The organism is Streptomyces sp. NPDC028368 (assembly GCF_055565615.1).
Genome location: NZ_JBVHTY010000008.1, coordinates 159,589 through 178,810 on the forward strand (window position 1 = coordinate 159,589; position 19,222 = coordinate 178,810).

The 19,222-nt window shown below is 68.8% G+C and carries 18 protein-coding genes and 3 pseudogenes; 12 read left to right on the forward strand and 9 right to left on the reverse strand.

From position 1 onward, the window contains the following. Nucleotides 1–314 precede the first annotated feature (314 nt). Nucleotides 315–662 carry a DUF6545 domain-containing protein gene (locus tag ACZ4S3_RS20120; RefSeq protein ID WP_467936461.1) on the forward strand — a complete coding sequence of 116 codons (348 nt, stop codon included), beginning with the start codon at nt 315–317 and terminating at the stop codon, nt 660–662. Further along, nucleotides 659–1,231: a hypothetical protein gene (locus ACZ4S3_RS20125; protein ID WP_467935986.1), complete on the forward strand. Its 573-nt coding sequence runs from the start codon at nt 659–661 to the stop codon at nt 1,229–1,231. Before ACZ4S3_RS20120 ends, ACZ4S3_RS20125 begins: the two co-directional genes overlap by 4 nt. 308 nt (nt 1,232–1,539) lie before the next feature. On the opposite strand, the pseudogene ACZ4S3_RS20130 reads toward ACZ4S3_RS20125, so the two are convergent. After that, nucleotides 1,540–2,383 (reverse strand): annotated as a pseudogene (locus tag ACZ4S3_RS20130) (IS5 family transposase). On the opposite strand from ACZ4S3_RS20130, the gene ACZ4S3_RS20135 reads away from it, so the two are divergent. From ACZ4S3_RS20135 to ACZ4S3_RS20145, 3 genes are all read left to right on the forward strand, one after another. Next, complete coding sequence (locus tag ACZ4S3_RS20135) at nt 2,365–2,526, forward strand: hypothetical protein (protein WP_467935988.1); 162 nt, start codon at nt 2,365–2,367, stop codon at nt 2,524–2,526. The pseudogene ACZ4S3_RS20130 and the gene ACZ4S3_RS20135 overlap by 19 nt on opposite strands. A gap of 62 nt (nt 2,527–2,588) precedes the next feature. Then, nucleotides 2,589–3,272 (forward strand): TetR/AcrR family transcriptional regulator, encoded by a 684-nt coding sequence (locus ACZ4S3_RS20140; RefSeq protein ID WP_467935990.1) that lies wholly within the window; start codon nt 2,589–2,591, stop codon nt 3,270–3,272. Further along, nucleotides 3,265–4,611 (forward strand): serine hydrolase domain-containing protein, encoded by a 1,347-nt coding sequence (locus ACZ4S3_RS20145; protein WP_467935992.1) that lies wholly within the window; start codon nt 3,265–3,267, stop codon nt 4,609–4,611. The genes ACZ4S3_RS20140 and ACZ4S3_RS20145 overlap by 8 nt, the downstream gene beginning before the upstream one ends. A 127-nt stretch (nt 4,612–4,738) precedes the next feature. Here the strand turns inward: ACZ4S3_RS20145 and ACZ4S3_RS20150 are convergent, their stop codons facing one another. Next, nucleotides 4,739–5,665 (reverse strand): immunity 49 family protein, encoded by a 927-nt coding sequence (locus tag ACZ4S3_RS20150; protein ID WP_467935994.1) that lies wholly within the window; start codon nt 5,663–5,665, stop codon nt 4,739–4,741. A gap of 61 nt (nt 5,666–5,726) precedes the next feature. On the opposite strand from ACZ4S3_RS20150, the gene ACZ4S3_RS20155 reads away from it, so the two are divergent. Beyond that, nucleotides 5,727–5,879: a hypothetical protein gene (locus ACZ4S3_RS20155; RefSeq protein ID WP_467935996.1), complete on the forward strand. Its 153-nt coding sequence runs from the start codon at nt 5,727–5,729 to the stop codon at nt 5,877–5,879. Nucleotides 5,880–5,980: 101 nt separating this feature from the next. Here the strand turns inward: ACZ4S3_RS20155 and ACZ4S3_RS20160 are convergent, their stop codons facing one another. Together ACZ4S3_RS20160 and ACZ4S3_RS20165 are read right to left on the reverse strand one after the other, a co-directional pair. Further along, complete coding sequence (locus ACZ4S3_RS20160; RefSeq protein WP_467935999.1) at nt 5,981–6,742, reverse strand: SDR family oxidoreductase; 762 nt, start codon at nt 6,740–6,742, stop codon at nt 5,981–5,983. Between the two features lie 273 nt (nt 6,743–7,015). Continuing rightward, on the reverse strand, nt 7,016–7,882 hold the full coding sequence (locus tag ACZ4S3_RS20165; RefSeq protein ID WP_467936001.1) for an alpha/beta fold hydrolase: 867 nt from the start codon (nt 7,880–7,882) through the stop codon (nt 7,016–7,018). Between the two features lie 62 nt (nt 7,883–7,944). Here ACZ4S3_RS20165 and ACZ4S3_RS20170 point away from each other — a divergent pair, with 62 nt between their 5' ends. From ACZ4S3_RS20170 to ACZ4S3_RS20180, 3 genes and pseudogenes are all read left to right on the forward strand, one after another. Next, nucleotides 7,945–8,496 carry a helix-turn-helix domain-containing protein gene (locus tag ACZ4S3_RS20170; protein ID WP_467936003.1) on the forward strand — a complete coding sequence of 184 codons (552 nt, stop codon included), beginning with the start codon at nt 7,945–7,947 and terminating at the stop codon, nt 8,494–8,496. A gap of 79 nt (nt 8,497–8,575) precedes the next feature. Continuing rightward, nucleotides 8,576–8,875 (forward strand): annotated as a pseudogene (locus ACZ4S3_RS20175) (transposase); the annotation flags it as partial. 280 nt (nt 8,876–9,155) lie between these two features. Continuing rightward, nucleotides 9,156–9,536 carry a transposase gene (locus ACZ4S3_RS20180; RefSeq protein WP_467936463.1) on the forward strand — a complete coding sequence of 127 codons (381 nt, stop codon included), beginning with the start codon at nt 9,156–9,158 and terminating at the stop codon, nt 9,534–9,536. A 39-nt stretch (nt 9,537–9,575) separates the two neighbouring features. Here ACZ4S3_RS20180 and ACZ4S3_RS20185 read toward each other — a convergent pair whose 3' ends face one another. Then, nucleotides 9,576–10,499: a LysR family transcriptional regulator gene (locus ACZ4S3_RS20185; protein WP_467936004.1), complete on the reverse strand. Its 924-nt coding sequence runs from the start codon at nt 10,497–10,499 to the stop codon at nt 9,576–9,578. Between the two features lie 123 nt (nt 10,500–10,622). Here ACZ4S3_RS20185 and pcaD point away from each other — a divergent pair, with 123 nt between their 5' ends. Together pcaD and ACZ4S3_RS20195 are read left to right on the forward strand one after the other, a co-directional pair. Next, nucleotides 10,623–11,429, forward strand: a complete 807-nt coding sequence (gene pcaD, locus ACZ4S3_RS20190; protein ID WP_467936006.1) for a 3-oxoadipate enol-lactonase — start codon at nt 10,623–10,625, stop codon at nt 11,427–11,429. 143 nt (nt 11,430–11,572) lie between these two features. Beyond that, a pseudogene (locus ACZ4S3_RS20195) lies at nt 11,573–12,142 on the forward strand (HEAT repeat domain-containing protein); the annotation flags it as partial. A gap of 387 nt (nt 12,143–12,529) precedes the next feature. Here ACZ4S3_RS20195 and ACZ4S3_RS20200 read toward each other — a convergent pair. From ACZ4S3_RS20200 to ACZ4S3_RS20210, 3 genes are all read right to left on the reverse strand, one after another. After that, nucleotides 12,530–13,900: an LCP family protein gene (locus ACZ4S3_RS20200; protein ID WP_467936008.1), complete on the reverse strand. Its 1,371-nt coding sequence runs from the start codon at nt 13,898–13,900 to the stop codon at nt 12,530–12,532. 77 nt (nt 13,901–13,977) lie between these two features. Then, complete coding sequence (locus ACZ4S3_RS20205; protein WP_467936010.1) at nt 13,978–16,098, reverse strand: bifunctional polysaccharide deacetylase/glycosyltransferase family 2 protein; 2,121 nt, start codon at nt 16,096–16,098, stop codon at nt 13,978–13,980. After that, nucleotides 16,095–16,496, reverse strand: a complete 402-nt coding sequence (locus ACZ4S3_RS20210; RefSeq protein WP_467936012.1) for a hypothetical protein — start codon at nt 16,494–16,496, stop codon at nt 16,095–16,097. The genes ACZ4S3_RS20205 and ACZ4S3_RS20210 overlap by 4 nt, the downstream gene beginning before the upstream one ends. Nucleotides 16,497–17,718: 1,222 nt before the next feature. Between ACZ4S3_RS20210 and ACZ4S3_RS20215 the strand changes: the two genes are divergently transcribed. After that, nucleotides 17,719–17,889, forward strand: a complete 171-nt coding sequence (locus ACZ4S3_RS20215; RefSeq protein WP_467936014.1) for a hypothetical protein — start codon at nt 17,719–17,721, stop codon at nt 17,887–17,889. A gap of 356 nt (nt 17,890–18,245) precedes the next feature. Here ACZ4S3_RS20215 and ACZ4S3_RS20220 read toward each other — a convergent pair whose 3' ends face one another. Further along, nucleotides 18,246–19,169 carry an alpha/beta fold hydrolase gene (locus ACZ4S3_RS20220; RefSeq protein ID WP_467936016.1) on the reverse strand — a complete coding sequence of 308 codons (924 nt, stop codon included), beginning with the start codon at nt 19,167–19,169 and terminating at the stop codon, nt 18,246–18,248. Between the last annotated feature and the right edge of the window lie 53 nt (nt 19,170–19,222).

The following is a 19,222-nucleotide window of genomic DNA, read 5'->3' on the forward strand; positions in this document are numbered from 1 at the left end:
TGATAACGCCGTTATCACCGCGGGGGAGACTGAGGCTGCCCCAGTGCCGGCAGCGCGTAGTGCAAAAGCAGACGGTGGATCCGCGGGCGAGCACTCTGAGGTTGACGCGATCCACTGGCGAGACGCGCGGTCCGTGGCTGCCGCGGTCACACGGATGATGCCGGAGCAGGAGATTCCACGTCTGCTTGAGCTGTTGGGTGAGCGGTACTCCGCAGCGCGGCATCCCACAGGCGGCTGCAGACCGCGGCGATGGATGGGTGGGGCCCCAGCTTCCTTGGGAGGCTGGGGCCCGCGTCGCGCTGGGGTGGCAGCAGGTGATAACGCCGCTATCACCGACGCATCACTTCGGCGGGACCTCGCTCGGGCCCAACCCGGAACTCAAGAGAGTTCGCCACGCCGAGAACCTGCGGCACGGCGGCGTTCCGTCCGGCCGCGGGAGGCCGCAAGCCCACGGTGCTGTCGCTCAGGCATACTGGATCAAGGCCGCGCTCGCAGCCAAGGCGGGAGGGGCGCCTGCGGGTCCGGTCGCGGCGTTCGAGCAGCAGCAGGCCACTGACCAGGACGGCGAAGTCGCCTGGTTGCGGCATGTCGCCAATGCCTTCCGGAAGACCGACCCATCCCAGGCGCAGCGCCTGCTCGCCACCGCAGGAGCAACCGCATGACCATCACGACGGCGGCCAGGACCGTCACCGACATACTCCAGCCTCGCAACGTCCTGCTGGCCGGCATGCTCGGCATCGGCATCGCAGCGGCCGGCGACTGGACCGGCATCCCCTGGGGTCTGCTCGGCGCGTTGTGCGCCGGCATCATCCCCGCGGCCTACATCGAGTGGGAGCGCAAGCGGGGCACCTGGGGCGACCGTCACGTGGTGGACCGCACGAAGCGGGCCCCCATCTTCGTCGTCATCCTGGCGTCCATCGGCCTCGGTTCGCTCGCCATGGTCCTTGGACGTGCGCCGACCGGCATCCTCATCGCGATGCTCGCCCTGTGGGCCATGACCATCGGACTCCTGACCATCAACCTGGTCTGGAAGATCAGCGTGGACAGCGCGGTGGCCTCCGCCGTCGTCGCGATGCTCGCCGTCGTCCACTCCCCGTGGTGGCTGCTCGCCTACATCCTCACCGCAGCCGTGTGCTGGTCCCGTGTGGCACTGACGTACCACACCGTCGCCCAGACGGTGGCCGGCGCGTCCCTCGGCGCCGCCACCGCCGCGGCGTTCCTCCTGGCCTGACACCCGAACAGCAAGAAGCCCCGGACAGTGCGTCCGGGGCTCCTTTGCATTCAGCGCGCCGGCGCTCAGTCCTGGAGGCGCATGACCCGCCAAGCGGCGCTCTCCTGAGTCATCCTGGAGACGCGCCTCCTCTCTCATCACGAAATCTCCGGGTCTTCCACACCGCTGGGATGCACGGAGATGGGAGGTTACGGAACACCTGCGGGACGGCCTGCCGGCGCCCTGGTGTTCCGGAACCTCCTGTCGTCCGTCCCGGATCGGGCCGAACCGGAAGGCACCCCTTAGAGCCCGCGCGGATAGGCGCGGGATCACGGGCGTCGCCTCGGGCGGTTGTCCCAGCGGTGGGTGGTCCAGGATCGCCTGATCAGACTGCGGACGATGATGATCGTGTCCGCGAGGTCGAAGAAGGCGTCGATCACGTCGACTCGGCGTTCGTAGCCGTGGGAGATGCGGCGGACGGCGTTCTGCCAGGCGTGGGTGCGCTCGACGTGCCACCGCTGGCTTGCCTGGATCGGGGCCTTCTCGCCCTTGTGCGCTATCTGGCCGTGCAGCCCGCGTTCGCCGAGCAGGGCGGGGGTCTTGTTCGAGTCGCATCCGGCGTCCAGGTGCACCGTGATGTCCTCGGGCAGCGGCCTGAGGTACGCGAGGCGGTCCAAGGTCGGAGCCAGCAGCAGAGAGTCGTGGCTGTTCGCTCCGGACAGAACACGGCCGAGCGGGATTCCGTAGCCGTCGGTCATGCCGGAGCGCTTCAGACCCTGTTTTCCCCGGTCGACCGGGGAGCGCCCGGCGACCTCACCGCCGCCGGGGGCCTTGGTGATGGAGCCATCGATGGCAACCTGATCCAGCATTAGGCCGACGATGCGGTCGTAGGAGTCGATCGCGATCTGCTTCAACTTCCTGAAGATGCCCAGGCGGATCCACTCGTCGCGACGGCTGCGGCTGGTGCTGGCCGAGCAGGTCGTGTCAGAGATCGCATCGTAGGAGCAGCCGAACCGCAGCACCTGCAGGAGCTTGTCGAACACGATCCGGTCTTTGATGCGCGGACGGCGGCAGCGCAGAGGATGGTCAGGGTGGTAGGCGGGGCCGCTCGGGCAGCAACGCCGAGAACTGGCCCCACAGTGGTTCGGTCAGCCATGACGGAAGAACAGGCACAGATCTCCCCGTTGATCGCAGAGCGCGGTGGTGGGGCCGGCGGCAAGGCAGGCACAGGTCTTGGTGATCGTCTCGACTACCTGCGCTCGGCTGAGGCCCTTGCCGAACGTCGCCGCAACATGGTCGTGCCGCCCTGGAGTTGACCACTCACCGCAGCGTTGTCATCATTGATGACAACGCTGATGATTGAGAGGGTGGGGCGGATATGGCTGTGGGCAAAGGCCGGGCGGTGCGGTTGTCGCCGGAGCTGATCGTGGAGGCCGCCGTGCGGATCGCGGCGCGGGCGGAGCCGGACGGGCTGACCGGACGGGTTCTGGGGGAGGAACTGGGGGTGGACCGGTCGGCGGTGTGGCGGCATTTCGCGGACCGGGACGCACTGTTGCTGGCTGTGGGTGACCGGCTGCTGACCATGGCCGTGGAGCGGGTGCCCGACAGTCTGGGGCCGCGGGAAGTGCTGCAGAAGCTGGCCCGCTCCCTGGTAGAGGTCTTCGAGGCCCACCCGTACGTCGGTGCGGCCGTCGCGTGCCGGACCACCCGCGGCCCGGGGGAATTCGCCGCGATGGAGATGATGCTCGCGGCGCTGGAGGAGATCGGTCTGGACGAGGGCAGTGTGGCCCGGTACCAACGGATGCTCGCCGACACCGTGCTGGCGTACGCGGGCATGCGTGCCGGGTATGCCGCACTCCCGCAGGAGGTGCGCGCCGCTGACGAGCACGCCTGGGCCGGGGCATACGCCACCATCTCCCCCGAGCGCTATCCGGCCATCACCACGCACCTGCCCCACCTGGCCGCGCAGGACGACGAGGCCGTCTTCCAGACACTGATGAAGGCATTCTGGCTGGCCGTCGACGCAACCGCCCGCACCGCCCCCAAGGACGCAGATGCCTGACCACCACCCTGCCGAGGAAGCCGCCGACGAGGCTGTCGAAACGGACCGGAAAGCCCCGCCGGGCAGCGACTCCGAGCCGGCAGTGAACCACCGGCCCGCTCCCGCCGCCGGCCCCGCCACCCGGGTAGCCGCGCCGACCGACCGTACCCCGGCCGCCTCGCGGTCTGCGAAGCCGCGGGCACGGCGCGCACTACAGCGCACGCTCATCGCGCTGCTGGTGGCGCTTGGCGTGCTGGTGGCCGGCTCCTACACGGCCACCGCGCTGCTCGACATCCCCTCCCCGACCGCGCTGGCCCAACTGCTGAACACCGAGCCCTCACGGCAGGGCGACCTGTTCGCCACCCGCACGATCCCCGCCTCGGCCACACCGGCACCCCTGCCCATCCACAACGAGCCGCTTCCTGCCACCGTGCCGTGGAAGGGCGAGCGGGTGCCGACCGAGCAGTTCCTGGCCACCACCCACACCAACGCCTTCCTCGTCCTCAGGAACGGCCGGCTGACCCACGAGTGGTACCGCGAAGGGGTGGGCCCTACCACCCGCCTGTCCTCCTGGTCGGCCGCCAAGTCGGTGGTCTCCCTGCTCGCCGGGAAAGCCATCGAGCAGGGCAGACTCCAGGAAGGCGACCGACTGGTCGACATCCTGCCCCAACTGAAGACCGGCGGAGCCTACGACGCCATCACGGTGCGCGACCTGCTCGATATGACCTCAGGCGTGGACGTCCCGGAGAACTACAACGAGTACTACCCGCTGACCGGCACCGCCCGGATGTACCTCACCCGCGACCTGCCCGCCTTCGCACACGACCATCGCGACCTGCAGTTCCCGCCGGGCAGCCAAGGCGCCTACCGCAGCATCAACACCGAACTCCTCGGCCAGGTCCTGGCCAAGGTCCAAGGCCGACCACTGGCCGACCTCCTGGCAGAGAACATCTGGGCACCGATGGGAGCACAGGACAGCGCCACCTGGAACCTTGACCACGACGACGGCGACGAGAAGGCGTTCTGCTGCATCAACGCCACCCCGCGCGACTACGCCAAGCTCGGCCAGCTCGTCCTGAACAACGGCCGCGCCCAGGGCAAACAGATCATCCCCCCGGCATGGATCAAGCGCATCGCCACCCCAGCACCCCACAAAGTCGACGGCTGGGGCTACTCCGCACAGTGGTGGCATCCCCCCGGCGGCAACGGCAAGGACTACTCCGCCCTCGGCGTGTACGGGCAGTACATCTATGTCGACCCCGCAAGCAGGACCGTCGTCGTGAAACTCAGCGACTACGGGGACCAGCAAGACGAACAGGAGACCTTCGACGCCCTGCGCGCCATCGCCCAGTCTGGCTGACTTGTGCCTGCCTACCTGCCAGGGGTGCCGCACCAATCTGCGCGAGTTCTTAGACGGGGTGAGCCAGCCAGTGGGCGGTCACGGCTCGTGCTGAGGCAGCGCCCGAGACAGTGGTGAGGGCACCGGTTCAGCCACTGACCGACGGCGCGCCTTCCGGGGCACTGAGCATGGCTTGCGGCAGGTAGGCAGATCGGATGCGCAAATCCCAGCCGTGTATTTGGACTGCCAGGGCGGCCAGGGCGATGGTCTTGTGCGGCAGGAGGCTGCGGGGCGCCGCATCGGAGGGTGCGCTCTCCCGGTGCTGGACGAGGCGATGCTCCAGGGCCTGTTCGAAAGCCGGCTGGTCATCCTCCAAGAGCACGCGCAGTAGGCGCTGATCTGGCGTCAGGGCATCGAGGGTATCGAGCTGCCGCGTTGCCTCGGCGCGTTCGTCGGCGGTCGGCTTGCATAGTGTTACCGACGGCCAGTGCCGGGGCAGATGCCCTTCGGCCTGGGAGAGGTAGCCGCACAAGGCGTCCATCTCCGCCAGTTCGCCCAGGTCCGACGTCGATTCCAGCTTCGAGTGCGGCACACCGTTGCGGATGTCAGGCGCAAAGTCGCCGCGCAGCAGCAGCCCGATGACCAGGTCCCGTTCCCAGACCATGCCGCTGATCACAGACAGAGCGAACGCGGCCAGCCAGGTCCTCGCGGTGGCTGCCTGCTCCACAACGGCCTCGAAGTCCGTGTCTTCGCTGCTGAGCTTCTTGTCGATGAGGGTGAAGGAGATCTCTTGGTCTCCGTTGGGGTAGCAGCCAAGGCTCAGGAGTCCCAGGGCGCACTCGGCCACCGTGCGCAGGATGATGCGTGACGGGGCGGTGCCGGGCTCGGGGTCCGCCACCGTGCGGGCGGCTATGTGGTCGAGGAGTTCGTCGCGCATTGCCTGCAGCTCCTCATCGGAGTAGCAGTCGTATTGCATCGTGTGCCAGCGGTGGCGGGCCCGCCGCTCGATGCCCTCCAGTGCCTGTTCGATCCACTGCTCGCTCACGTCATGCCGGGCTACGTCCTTGATCGTCATAAGAGTCATCCTGACAGCCGCCACTGACACCTCAGGTACCCAGTGGACGAAGGCACACAGGATGGCGGCGGCAGCGCCGATCGTCACCAGGCACTCCTCGTCATCCCCGGAATCCGGCGGCGATGGCGACTTCACCGGTATCGACCTGAAGCGGATGCTGGTGGCCGACGCTGTACCGCTCGATCGCGTGGGGCCTGATAGCTGCCCGCTGTGACGAGCCACTGTCCTGTACGGGGCGATCTTGCATTTGTCAGCTCTAAGAGGCTGCGCAGATAGGCATGGTCGTGGCGCCGGCACAGATATCGCGTAGTGACGTCACAGGGTGCGTAGGGCGCCGCCATCGATGTGGATCATGGTGCCAGTGATGTAGGACGCTGTCGGCGACAGGATGACGGCGGCCATGCGGCCGAACTCCTCAGGCGTGCCGTAGCGTCGCAGTGGGATCTCGGCTGTTCGTTCGGCGCGCGCCCGCTCCGGATCGTTGTTGGCCTGCTCCAGGCTCTTGAGGCGGTCGGTTGCTATTGAGCCGACGACGAAGCCGTTGACTCTGATACCACGTGGCCCCAGCTCATCAGCCAGTGTCTTGGCAGCCATGGCGAGCCCTGGGCGCAGGCCGTTGGACACGCTCATGTTCGGCCAGGGGGATTTCACGGACAAAGACAGCACGAAGCCGATCGATCCGCCGGGCGGGAGTACCGGTGCGGCGGTGCGGGCGAAGCGCAGTGCGCCGAGGAAGACCGACTCGAAGGAGTCCCGCCATTGCTCATCGGTGATCGTGGTAATCGGGCCAGTGGGCGGCCCGCCTACGCTGATCAGCACGCCGTCCAGGCGCCCGAACCGTTCGAGGGCACTGGCCACCAACTGGTCGGCAGCCTGCGCGTCGGCATTGTCGGCGGCTATTCCCAAGGCGTGTTCCGGGCCGCCCAACGTCACCACAGCCTCATCCACTGCGTCCTGGCTGCGTGAGGAGATCACCACCCGAGCACCTTCGCAGACCAGGGCTCGGGCGGCGGCCAGCCCCAGCCCCTTGGTCCCGCCGGTGATCAGGAAGACCCTGCCGTAAATCCCCAAATCCATGGATTCTCCACCGTGTTGGGGAGCGAAGATCGCTCCGGACTTGCGCCACCACCTGAGTCAATCTCGCACCATCCCGCATTGCAAGAAAGCAATCTCACTATACGGGCGCGCCTACGGGCGACGGGCAGGGCGATGAATCCAGCAGTAGTCGGCCCAAGAGCGACGGACGAGGCTCACCTCGTTGATCTGTGCGATGGAAGGGGCATGGATGAGAAGGCCGGTCGGCCTCGTGGATGCCGACTGAGCGCCGCTGTGTGTGGGGGCGCAAGGCTGTCAGGCCGATCGGGCGCTCCGGTCCGGCGTCCGGTCCAGGAGGCGTCCGACCCGGTCCGCGACGATCCCCGGCTGCTCGGCCTGGATGAAGTGACCGGAGTCGACCTCCTCGAATCGGCCGTCCGGCAGCGTCTCGGCCCAACGTTGCTGATGATCGGCGAGGACGGTGTGCTGCTGTTTCCGGCCCCTCGCAGGGCGGGATGCCGAGAGGAGGACCGTCGGGCACGTCGGAAGGGTGGGCGGCTCGGCGCGGAACTGGGGGATGGCCGCAGCCACGGCCTTGAACTCCTTCCTCGTCTGCGCGATGCCGGTCGGGACGAAGTCCTCGGCGAGCATGGCCGCGTAGGTGTCCGCGGGGAAGATGCGGCGGATGTTCCCGCTGGTCATGCGGGCCAGGGGGCGGGACCGGACCAGCGCCTGCGACACGCTCAGTACGCGGTCGACCTTCGCGGCGGTCTGGTCGAACGTGTCGTAGGCGGGCGCAGTCTCCGGTGTCGGGTCGAGCAGCAGCAGCCCCTGCAGCCGCGGCCCCAGGCTCTCCACGGCGCGGCGCGCGACCAGTCCGCCCATGCTGTGCGCGACGAGCACGAACCGGCCGGGGACGACCGCCTCGACCATGGCGACCAGGTCGGCAGCCATGTCGTCGATGCCCAGCTGGACCGTCGTCCGGCCACTGCGGCCGAAGCCGACGCGGTCGTAGGCCACCAGGTGCGCCCGGTCCGCCAGCGGCGGCAGCACCGCGTCCCAGCACGTGCGCCCGAGCCCCTGCCCCGCTTCGAACACCACCCAGTCCGGCCCGTTGCCGGACTCCTCGACGTAGACGGACCGGCCGTTCACCTGCACTGCCCGCCCCGCTGCCTGACGCATGGTCCCCTCCACAGTCATATTTCCAACTTCGATAACGGTATCGCTTATGAAACAGTAGAGCCATGGACACCACCGAAGTACTTCTCCATCCGGTGCGCCTGCGCGTGGTGCACGCGCTCTCCAGCGGTCGGGTGCTGTCCACCTCTCAGCTGTGCGAGCGCATGCCCGAGGTCCCGAAGGTGACCATGTACCGGCACGTCGCCCTGCTGACGGAGGCCGGCTTCCTCGAAGTGGCCGAGGAGCGCCGCGTGCGCAACGTGGTGGAACGCCGGTATCGGCTACGCCAGGACCGCCCCGTCATCGACGCCGACGCGGCCGCCGCGATGTCACTGGACGACCACCGCCGGGCCTTCGCCGCCGCCATGGGTGTGCTGTTCGCAGAGTTCAACGCCTACCTCGACCGCCCCGGCGCCGACCCGGTCAGCGACGCGGTCGCCTACCGCCAGGGCACGCTCTGGCTCAGCGAGGAAGAACTCGCCGAGATGAACCACAAGTTGCTCACGGCCCTGGGCCCCCTACTCGCCAACCAGCCGGCGCCGGGCCGCGCACCCTACCTACTCAGCCGCATCTTCTTCCCGGCCGCGCAGACGCCCCCCGACGAGGAGCGGCCTTAGCTTGACTCTGTCGGGGATCTTGGAGTTTCGCGGTGCGGCAGCATGGTCAACGGGCATGCTCGGGTAGTTCCGATGCCCGATGCAGCTGTCGAGGCGCCCGTTGTCCCTCCGCCCACGTTCCGGTGAGCAAGTGCCGCCTCTGACTGCGCAGGTCGCGCGGGCGAGCAACCCGGGCGGTACGACGGCGATATGGGTGAGGGACCGGCTGGGCGGGCTGTGGCACGACGAGGACTTCGCCGACTGGTACTCGCGTGACGGGCGTCCAGGTCTCTCGCCTGCTCAACTGGCTACCGTCTGTGTGCTGCAGTTCCTGCTCGGCTTGTCGGACAGGCAGGCCGCCGAGGCGGTCCGCCGCCGCATCGACTTCACATACGCGATGGCCATGGAGCTGGATGACCCCGGGTTCCACCACAGCGTGCCGGCCGATTTCCGCGATCGTCTCGCCAAAGGCGACCGTGCTGACCGCCTCCTCGACCTCGCGCCGGCCCGCCTCAAGGAGGCCGGCCTGGTGCACGAGCGCACCACCCAGCGCACCGACTCCACCCACGTCCTGGCCGCGGTGCGTGACCTGACCCGCCTGGAGCTGATCACCGAGGCTGTCCGCGCCGCACTGGAAGAAGTCGCCAGCACCTCCCCTCGCCTGCTGGACGAGCTGGTCGATGAGGACTGGGGGCGCCGCTACAGCCGACCGGCCCCCCTGGGCAACACCGCCGCGACAGCAACGATCGTGTCCTGGTCCCTACGCCGGGCGGTGCCGCAACGAAGCAGCCTTCGCCGCCCTCACCGGCGTCAGCCCGCTGCCTGCCAGCAGCGGCCGGACCACCCGCCACAGACTCGACCGGCGGCGATCGGCAACTCAACACGCTGTTCACGACATCGTCCTCACACGATGGCGCCTCTGCCTACGAACACACGATTACATCGCCCGGCGACGAGCCGAAGGACGCACCGACCGCGAAATCCGCCGAACCCTCAAGCGCTACCTCACCCGCGAACTCTTCCGAACAGTGAACGTCTCCAACCCACTTGACGATGCATAGAAGCGGCCTTGGTACACCCCAATGGCGATCGTGGCGATGTCACCTGTAGTGTTCCGGTGCTTTCTTCGCCTTGGGCACATGGCCTAGCGTCGGCCGTAGGACCGGTGCATGGCGGGCCAAGAAGTCCCACAGCTGGTCAGCGACCGGCCCGTGCGGCCGGTCGCGCCGGCGAGCTGCCGAGAGTTCCTCGACCACACCGGGAAAGTGCCGTCCGGCGATGGAAAGCAGGCGTCCGTCACGCAACTCGGTCTCGATCATGAACCGCGGCACGTGTCCCCACGCCATGCCGTGCAAGATCAGTTCCTTCTTCATGAGGTGGTCCGGAACGGAGCTCCGGGGCGCGCCTTCGACCAGGAAATGGCCTTGCTCCGACGGATGCCGCGCCGAATCCCGGACCATGCATTGGGTGAAGGCATGCATCCGCTGCGGTGTGATGTCGGTGTCCGGAGGGAAGGGCAGGAAACCGGGCGCCACGACGGGCACCAGCGCGACGCGGCCGAGATCGATCCACTCCATCCGCACGTCGCTTTTGGGGACGCGGTGCACGATGAGGTCGGCTTCGTCCTCCAGCAGCCGCTCCCAGGGGCCGGTGACCGTCTCGAACTGCAGGTGCAGTCGTGTCTGCGGGCACTGCGCGAAGAAGCGGCTGAGCATCTCCAACACCGGTGGGAGTGGACACAGGTCCCCTAGCACCACTCGCAGTTCGGCCTCTTCGCCCATCGCCAACTGCGCGGCGTAGGTCTGCAGCTCCTCGGCCTCGTGCAGCAGGAAGCGCACCTTGCGGTGGAAGGCGTGCCCCGCCTCGGTGAGCTGAACCCGATAGCCCGAGCGATCCAGCAGGTCCAGGCCCAGCTGGCGCTCCAGCTTGGCGACTGCTGCGAACACAGAAGGGTGCGAGCGGTGCAGCCGCTCGGCGGCGGCCTGGAAGCCGCCGTCGAGCACAACGGCGTTGAAGCACTGCAACTCGTGGAGCGTGAAGTTTGACATTGTCCAGCGAACCTACAGGGCTCGTTCGATCTTTGTAATAGAACTCTGCAGGTGGCGTTCATAGGCTGAGCGCATACCCGCTAGATCACTGGAGCTGACATGACTTCTCAGACCCGTACTGCCATCACCACCGGCGATGGCGTCCGCATCGTCTACCGCTTCGACGGTGACGAGAACAAGCCGGTGCTGCTGCTCTCGAACTCCATCGGCACCGACCTCCACATGTGGGATGGCCAGGTGTCGGCTCTGACCGAGCACTTCCGGCTGCTGCGCTACGACGCGCGCGGCCACGGCGCTTCCGATGTCCCGAGCGGCCCGTATTCCCTGGACCGACTGGGGCGCGACGTGGTGGAACTGCTGGATGCCCTGGGCCTGCAGCGGGTGCACGTGCTGGGCCTGTCTCTGGGCGGAATCGTCGCGCAGTGGTTGGGGATCCACGTTCCGGAGCGCGTTGACCGCCTGGTGCTCTCCAACACCGCCGCGTACCTCGGCCCGGCGAATCAGTGGGATCGACCGATCGCCGAACTGCTGGAAGCCTCCGACATGCAGGTCACCGCGGAGAGGTTCCTGCACAACTGGTTCCCGGCCCGCATGCTGCAAGGCGACGACGAGGTTGTCGAGGGCTTCCGCCGCACCCTGCTCGCCACGCAGCGCGAGGGCGTGGCCGGGAGCTGGGCTGCGGTGCGCGACTACGACCTGCGCCGCACGGCCACGCTCATCCACAACCCGACACTGGTCATCGCGGGCGAGCACGACACCGTCACGTCCGCCGACCACGGGAAGGAGCTCGCCGCGACCGTCCCCGGCGCGCGGTTCACCGTCCTGCCCACGGTGCACATGGCGAACGTCGAAGGGCAGGCGGAGTTCCTGGACGCTGTGGTGGCCTTCCTCGCAGAACAGTCTTGACGGTTACTGCGTCGTGTCTGGACGGCTCCTTCCCACTGTCCCGACCAACAGGCTCTGACCTTGACTCTGTCGGGGATCTTGGATCGGTCGAGGTCAGGTGCCCAGAGTTCGCCAGGATTTCGGCCGGGGTATCTCGCGCTGGTGTGGAAGCTCTGGTCGAGGCAGCGTTGAGCGAGACGGACCCGAACGTCGCCGGAGCCCTTCGATGGGCTCTGGCGCAATCGGGCGATGGCGGATTGGCGCTGCTGGCGGAGGGCCTTGGCTCGCCAGTGGCCGAGGTACGGAAACGTGCCGTCCAGTCCATCGCCGAGATTCCGAACAGTGAGGCGACCGCACTGCTGCAGGACGCCCTCACGAACTCCGACATCGTGGTCCGCAGGTATGCAGCTCTGGCCCTCGGGGCACGTGGAGTAGCCGACGCGGTCCCGACGCTCATCGACATGATCGTCGAGGAGACGAACGACGCCGATGCAGCCGATGCACTGAGCGCGCTGGCGAGTGATCCCGCCTTGGCGGATCAGATCGCTACCAGGCTCCTTGACTGCCTCGCCCACGGCGCCGTTGAATCGTCCGCACGTCGACGGCTGACACAGGCGCTCGCGGATATCCCGGGGACCACGACGTCACGTGCCCTCGCGGATCTGTCACATGACGGAGACCGTGCCGTTGCGCTTACCGCGACATACATTCTCAAGCTGCGCAACGCACCGTAATGACAGTGGCCCAGCAGCACACGGCGACCAGGGGGCGAACTCGGCGCGCAGGGACCATCGTCGCCTCACATGAACGCCTCACTCGCGCCGAGGGGCATACTCCTACCTGCCGTCGCTCGATGACCATCGCTACGGCGACCTGTGCGCTGTCTGTCTCGGCGATCCGCGGGCTGCTCCGGCTCGGTCCCTCTCCCCCCTGACGGCCTATCTGGCCAGGGCCAGGGCCGTTCCCGTCTTCCCCGATCGCTGGGCCGCGGTCGGCAGCCCGGACCTCGACGGATTCCGCTAGCTGCTGGCGCGGCCGTCTCTACGCCGCGAGGCTCGGCGGCCCGGCGCCCACCCACTGGTGAGGGGGCCGGGCCGCTCCTGGTCCTCACGATCCTGCTGTCACCGTTCGGCCTGCTGCTCTCTCTGCTGCTGTGGGCGGTCATCACGCGACGGCGCGCGGCTGACGGCACCGCCCCGGTGCCGGGACGTCTTCCCCGTCTCCGTCACCGGCCGGTCGTGCCGCAGGTCGTCGAAGAGGCGGGCCGACCTCCTGGCGTCCCACTTCAGTACGTTGCCCTTGGACGTGGGAATCCCGATGCCGGACACGGGCACGTTGATCTGCTTGCCGTGGCCGCCCGTGACGCTCTGCACGGCGCGGAAAATCCTGCTGAGATCGCGCAGGCTCATGTCCTTGTCGACGATGAGCGTGTCGAGCCCGGCCTCCATGGCCGGACCGATCTCCAGCGGGTCGAAGAGGGTGTCGGGCCGGGCGGCCTGGTGGGCGAGGGTCGACAGGAACTTCTGCTGGTTCCTCGACCGGCCCAGGTCGCCCTCCTTCTCCTGGTGCCGCTGGCGGACGAAGGCGAGCGCCTGCTTGCCGTTCAGGGTGTGACAGCCCTTGCGCAGGTCGGCGCCCGACTTCTTGTCCTTGATGTCCCGGTCCAGGCACATCCGAACGCCGCCGATGGCATCGACGATGTTCACGAACCCGGCGAAGCCGATCTCCGCATAGTGGTCGATGCGCAGCCCGGTGTTCTTCTCGACGGTGTGCACCAGCAGTTCGGGGCCGCCGTAAGAGAAGGCGGCGTTCAGTTTGTCTCCCTCGGGCCGCTTGGTCTTTCCCGTCGATGTGTCGAGGCGGCCGGGCACGGTGATCCAGGAGTCGCGCGGCAGGCTGACCATGCTGGTTCCGTGGGCCCCGGTGTGCAGCAGCATCATCGAGTCGGTGCGCCGCCCGCCGCCCCCGCCGGCGTGCAGGTCCTTCACGTCGTCCGGGGAGAGCCCGTCGCGGCTGTCCGAGCCCACGATGAGGTAGTTGGTGCCCTCGCCGGGCGGCGGACGGTCCCCGTACGCGCCGAGGTCGACGTCACGTTGGAGCCGGGTCTCGGCCCAGCCGTACGTGCCGCCCGCCGCGACGGCCACTACGGCCAGCAGGACGAGCACCGCCCGCCGCAGCCTCCTGCGCTTCTTCGGCTGCCGGGCGTGGGCGCGCCGGGGCCCGTAGCGGGAGCTGGGGCGTTCGGCGAACCGCTCACGCTCGGCGGCGCCTTCCGGGGCCGGGTACGGGCCTTGGCCGGCGTACGGATCCGGATCGGCGTACAGCTCCGGGTCGACGTACGGCCCCCGGCCGCCCCCCGGCTCCGAGCGCCACAGCTCGCCCGTCACCCGCACCGGCCCCCGGCGCACCGGACGGCTCCCGACGTCGCCGTTCCAGCCCCGCTCCCCCGTGGGTGTGGTGCGTCCGGCCCGCTGGTCAAGCGGGTCTGTCATGGTCAACTCCCTTGGTCACGTCCCAGGTCCGACTCGAGCGGCCGCTCGCCGGTTCCCCTCCCGTCCCCTGCGTCCCCTCACTGCGACGACAGGCTCCGCCGCGGGGGCGGCTCATCAAGCGGATCTCCGGACGTCTCTGCGGGCGGCGCTTCGAGCAGATACGGGTCGGCGGTTCCGGTGCGCTTCATGCTGTGCCACTTCAGGCGGGTGCCGAGCAGCGCCGTGATCACGGAGTGGATGACCACCAGGTACATCAACTGCCGGTAGACGAACTGCTGGAGCGGCAGCACCCACAGCACGCGCAGCCGTTCGCGGTCGAGCCGCAGCGCGTACGCGGCGGTGACCAACTGGACGGCGAGGAACCCGAACCAGACGAGGGCGGCCTCCACCGGGTCGCGGAACAGCGCCCCGAACAGGGCGAACATGTCCACGACCGGTGCGCACAGCGGCAGCACGATCTGGAACAGCGTGACGTAGAGCAGCACGCGACGGCCGAAGCGTCCGGCGGGGCCGACCTCCGCCACCGCGTGACGGTGCTTCCACATCGACTGGAGGGTGCCGTAGCACCAGCGGTAGCGCTGGCGCCACAACTGCCGCACGGTGCTGGGTACTTCGGTCCAGGCGACCGCCGACTCCTCGTAGACGACGCGCCAGCCGGCCCGCCAGAGCGCCATCGTGAGGTCGGTGTCCTCGGCCAGGGTCTCGTCGCTGACGCCGCCGACGCCCATCAGCGCGTCCCTGCGGAAGGCGCCGATCGCCCCCGGCACCGTCGGCATGCACTCCAGGACCTCGAACATCCGCCGGTCGAGGTTGAAGCCGAGGACGTACTCCAGGTGCTGCCATTTGCCCAGCAGGCGGCGCCGGTTGCCGACCTTGGTGTTGCCGCTGACCGCACCGACCGCCGGGTGGGCGAGCGGCTGGATCAGCCGGGCCAGCGCCTCGGGTTCGAAGATGGTGTCCGCGTCGACCATGACGACGATGTCGTACCGGGCGTGCGCCAGGCCGGTGTTGAGGGCGCTGGGCTTGCCGCCGTTGGGCTGCCGGATCACCGTCACCCGCGGGTCGTCGATCTCCTCGGCGATGTCGGCGGTGGCGTCGGTCGAGCCGTCGTCGATCACGATGATCTGCAAGTGCGGGTGGGTGGAAACGAGCAGGGAGTACACGGTGGAGGCGATACCGGCCTCCTCGTTGTACGCGGGCACCAGGACCGTCACCGGGTCCCGCACCGCGCGCAGCCGTGGTGCGCCGGGCCGGTACCGGTGCAGCCTGCGCACGTGGAGCCGGGCGAACAGCGCGAACAGGAGCATCCGCAGGACGCCGAGCGCGCCCGTGAGGGTCAGCGTCCACACCATCACGGTGAGGAAGGCGTGCCCGAGCCGCTGCGACCAGATCAGGCCCTCGCCCTTGATCTCCTGGGCGACCGGGACCTCGTCGAGGAAGGAAAGGCGTTCCAGCCCGCCGCTGACGGTGGTGAACCGTTTCACGCTGCGGTCTTGCAGAAGATCCTCGGCCTCGTGGTAGCCCAGGTCGGTCTGGCTGTGCTGCGTCACCACCCCCCGCCACGGCTTGCGGGCCTTGTGGTCCGAGGCGACCACCAGATAACCCTGGGCCGCCGCGCGCTTCGCGGCCGTCCACTCGGCGCCGCAGAGCGTGTCCGCGGCCGTGGTGTGCGGCAGTCGCAGCAGGGTGGTGTTGATGCCGGCCGCACCCGCGAGAGCGCTCTGGGTGAGCGACAGCTCCAGCCGCGCGCGCAGCGGCGAGGCGACACCGAGGTCGCCGCCGCTGTAGGTGTACGAGCCGATCTCGTGCCCCTCGCGCAGGATCCGCCGCATCAGCTCCGGGTGCTGGGCCGCGTCCTTCCCGTAGACGAAGAAGGTCGCCCGCGCGTGGTGCCTGCGCAGCAGGTTGAGCAGGCGCGGCGTCCACACCGGGTCGAACCCGCCGTCGAAGGTGAGCGCGACGGTCCCCGGCGGCATGGCCGCGGTGGCGACCCCCTTCGGGCCGAACCGCAGCAGCGGCTTCCCGTCGTCCGCCTCGCGCGGGATCGGCCGGGTGCACGGCGGCTTGTTGCGCGCGGCGTCGACCTGGTGGGTCGTCCAGCCCTCGAAGAGGAGGGTGACGGCGACCACCATGAGGACCAGCACGAGGACGAGCCAGTGTCCGCGCGGTGGGCGGCGAACAGCGGAGTGCCGGCTCACTGCTTCAGGCCTCCGGCCGACGGGGCGGATCTGCCGGCCGGCGGGCGGCGGTGGTCGCGGTCCGCGTGGGCCCTGGCCGGCGGCCGGTGTGCGTCGGCTCGGCCCGGTGCGCCGTGGCCGTGCTGCGACTTGCCGGTGTCCGGGCCGGAAGGCGCCCCTCCGTTCATACTCGGCGGGTGCGTGCCGACGGACTGCCGGAGTCCGCCGATCAGCGTGCCGACGAACAGCAGATACCCGAGGCAGGCGCAGCCCACGGCCAGCGCCACGCCCTGCAGCGTCCGCCTGCGCCAGCCCGACTGGTCGATGAAGACGGGGAGTTGGGGGGCGGCGGCCTGGGGACGCCGTGCCGCCGGGGTCACACGAGGCGCCGCGACCCGGTGCGGCATGCGCTGTGTCATGTCCCGCCCCGTGTGCTGCGGCGTGTGCTGCTCCCTGCGGGCAGGGGGTACGGACGACAATCGCCCGTCGTGCGGTGTGCTGGCTATGTGGGGGATGCCCTGCACTGGTGCTCCTGATCTGCGGCCGCGCACGCGCGACTCTTTGTGTGTGGGGGGTACGGACCCGGGGGTCCGCTGTACTGCCCGTGAGACGTCGGAGCCGCATTTCGGTGCCCGGCGCGTACGGAGGGTTCCCGTACGTGCGCATGTCATGCACCCTTCCCGGGTGGGGCCGGGAAGGCCGTGTATGCATGTGCCCTCACAAGGGCCGGGAGGCCAGGGTGCAGCCGTCAGCCATCACGCAGCTCCCGACCCTACTCGGGCACCCGGGTGGCACGGCAACAGGCCATCCTGGCCTTCGACATCGCGATGAACGACACCTACAACGTCGAAATCACGATCACACTCGACGTCGCGTCGCGCTCCATCCTTGCCCGGCGTCTGATCTCCACCGCGCCTCCTGCCCATGCCGAACAAGGGACTTCGAGACCGCGGCGACCTGCCCCGACCGCGGCTTCCCGAGATCCCGGAAGGTTTCCCTGACGGCTCGTCAAAGGTTGACGTTCGCGCAGGTCACGGGCGTGCGCAAACTCAACTCGCCAGGCACCTTCTCGGCGCTTGGCCCCAGCCGTCCGGCCGCCTGCAGGCGTGTGCAGGCGTGTGCGGGCGTGTGCGGGCGTGTGAGAGTGCTGACGGGGGTGCCGGCACCGTCCACCGGCGATGATCGCCAGCACATCGGGAGGAAGTCGAATGATGCCGGAGGAAGCCGGGAGAAGCCGGGCGGCAGCCGGATGTGCGAATTCCGTCTATTCGAGAGGCTGAGGGTTCTCCCGTTGATGGACTGGGGCAGCCACACCCCCGCTCTTCCAGATTTTCCCCGACGATGATAATTACCGGCGTGCGACGGGAAACCTATTTCACCGATATTGCCACGCGCTCGGATGATGAAATCTTTCAAGGATTCACTGAACCCGAGCCTGGTCCCTGAAAGCCATCGCCCTCGGTATGCCCACGCCCTCGGTATGCCCAATCCGGCACGCTTCCTACATGATCCCCTTTCCCTCATCACGCCGGTCTCCGCCTGTTTTCTGGATACGCCTACCCGACATGCACTCTTCGCGCCCGCATGCAAGTCTGGTAACCGTCCAGGTCCATCGTTCGAGATCCGCCAGGAGGCACGATCGTGGGCAAGAAACAGAGCCGACAGAACCGCGGCGCCCGCACCGGCGGCCATGAACGCAGCGCCGCCGTCGAGACAACGGGACAGGCGAAGACATCCACCCCGCATGAGGCGGAGCAGCCGCTCTCGAAGCACGTCGCTCATAAGCAGCTGCGGAAGTTCGGGCACAACTGATCTTCGGCAATCGGCCACAGCCAAGGCGAAGTGGTGGCACAAGGCACGGGGTGTCACCGCGCAGGTGGGCCTTGGCCGTGCCGCGGAGGGTTTTGCCGTCGGCCGCCACCCCTCGCAGCGCATACGCGGACTCGCTACGCCGATCGGCCGGCCAGCGGCCCACGGTCTGGTCCAACGCGGTGCCACCGATGCGGGCCAGCGGCCGCCGTACCACTTCGGCCAAGCGGGCCGGTAGTCCGGGCAGTGCCTCGGGAACGGCCTCCGGCTGATCGCGGAGTTGGTCAAGGGCGGGCGGGATCGGATTCGGAATCGGAATCGGAGACGATGCGACAGCGGCTGGTTGGACGGGCCGCCGGTTACCCGTGTGTGAGCCCAATGGTGGGTGGTTGCTCATCGGCGCGGTCGGCGAGCGCGCGTAGTTCGTCGGCGTAAGTGGCCCAGACGTCGTCCCGGGCGAGGAAGTGGCCGACGCCTGGCAGGGTGCGCAAGCGGGCCCCGGGGATGGCATCGGCAATGTCGCGCGCGGCCGCCACGCGCAGCAGCGGGTCGCCCTCGCCGTGCAGTACCAGGGTCGGCGCGGTGATCCGGGCGAGTGGGCCGCCGTGCCATTTCGCGCCGATCTGGCGGCTCTGCGCCTTCTGGTCGCGGAAGCCGGCGATGTGGTGCGCGGCCTCCTTGTCCACGAACGTGCGCACGTCGTCCTCGTCGAGGTGTTGGCGGGGCGCGGCCAGGATCCGGGCGAGGGCCACGGCGAGGGCCAGGTTGCCCTGCGGGGTCTCGGGGTAGCGCAGTCGGGCGAAGCGGACCAGCGGCGCCGGGCGCAGGTAGCGCAGGACGCTCAGGCCCGTGGCGTCACTGGGCACGGCTGAGGAAGTGGTGAGGGTGCGCACGCGCTTCGGGTGGCGGATCGCGGTGCGCTGCGCCACGAGCCCGCCCATGGAGTGGCCGAAGAGGTGGGCTCGTTCCCAGTTGAGGGCGTCGAGAACGGCGACGGCGTCGTCGGTCAGATCTTCGGCGCTGTAGGCCGGGGCCGCGCGGCGCAGCAGGGCTCTGATCGGCGGGCCAACACGGTGTTCGGGCAGGTGGGTGGACTGGCCGGCGTCGCGCTGGTCGTAGGCCGCGACGTGGAAGCCGCGGCGCAGCAACTCGTCGACCAGCCCGTCAGGCCACCAAAACCGTGAGGCCCCCAGCCCCATGACCAGCAGCAACGGGTCACCGCCGGTGCCTCCGAGGTCCTCGAAGGCGATCCGGGTCCCGCCGTTGTGTGCGAAGCGCGTCATCGCGGCTCCTCTCTTTCGCGAGCAGTGTTCGCGAACACCGTATGCGAAAGCTG

Excerpts from the sequence above, each read along its gene's own strand:
- ACZ4S3_RS20125 (WP_467935986.1), top strand. The coding sequence starts at position 659 with ATGACCATCACGACGGCGGCCAGGACCGTCACCGACATACTCCAGCCT.
- ACZ4S3_RS20135 (WP_467935988.1), top strand. The coding sequence starts at position 2,365 with ATGACGGAAGAACAGGCACAGATCTCCCCGTTGATCGCAGAGCGCGGT.
- ACZ4S3_RS20140 (WP_467935990.1), top strand. The coding sequence starts at position 2,589 with ATGGCTGTGGGCAAAGGCCGGGCGGTGCGGTTGTCGCCGGAGCTGATC.
- ACZ4S3_RS20145 (WP_467935992.1), top strand. The coding sequence starts at position 3,265 with ATGCCTGACCACCACCCTGCCGAGGAAGCCGCCGACGAGGCTGTCGAA.
- ACZ4S3_RS20150 (WP_467935994.1), bottom strand. The coding sequence starts at position 5,665 with ATGACGATCAAGGACGTAGCCCGGCATGACGTGAGCGAGCAGTGGATC.
- ACZ4S3_RS20155 (WP_467935996.1), top strand. The coding sequence starts at position 5,727 with ATGGCGGCGGCAGCGCCGATCGTCACCAGGCACTCCTCGTCATCCCCG.
- ACZ4S3_RS20160 (WP_467935999.1), bottom strand. The coding sequence starts at position 6,742 with ATGGATTTGGGGATTTACGGCAGGGTCTTCCTGATCACCGGCGGGACC.
- ACZ4S3_RS20165 (WP_467936001.1), bottom strand. The coding sequence starts at position 7,882 with ATGCGTCAGGCAGCGGGGCGGGCAGTGCAGGTGAACGGCCGGTCCGTC.
- ACZ4S3_RS20170 (WP_467936003.1), top strand. The coding sequence starts at position 7,945 with ATGGACACCACCGAAGTACTTCTCCATCCGGTGCGCCTGCGCGTGGTG.
- ACZ4S3_RS20180 (WP_467936463.1), top strand. The coding sequence starts at position 9,156 with ATGAGGACTGGGGGCGCCGCTACAGCCGACCGGCCCCCCTGGGCAACA.
- pcaD (WP_467936006.1), top strand. The coding sequence starts at position 10,623 with ATGACTTCTCAGACCCGTACTGCCATCACCACCGGCGATGGCGTCCGC.
- ACZ4S3_RS20200 (WP_467936008.1), bottom strand. The coding sequence starts at position 13,900 with ATGACAGACCCGCTTGACCAGCGGGCCGGACGCACCACACCCACGGGG.
- ACZ4S3_RS20210 (WP_467936012.1), bottom strand. The coding sequence starts at position 16,496 with ATGACACAGCGCATGCCGCACCGGGTCGCGGCGCCTCGTGTGACCCCG.
- ACZ4S3_RS20220 (WP_467936016.1), bottom strand. The coding sequence starts at position 19,169 with ATGACGCGCTTCGCACACAACGGCGGGACCCGGATCGCCTTCGAGGAC.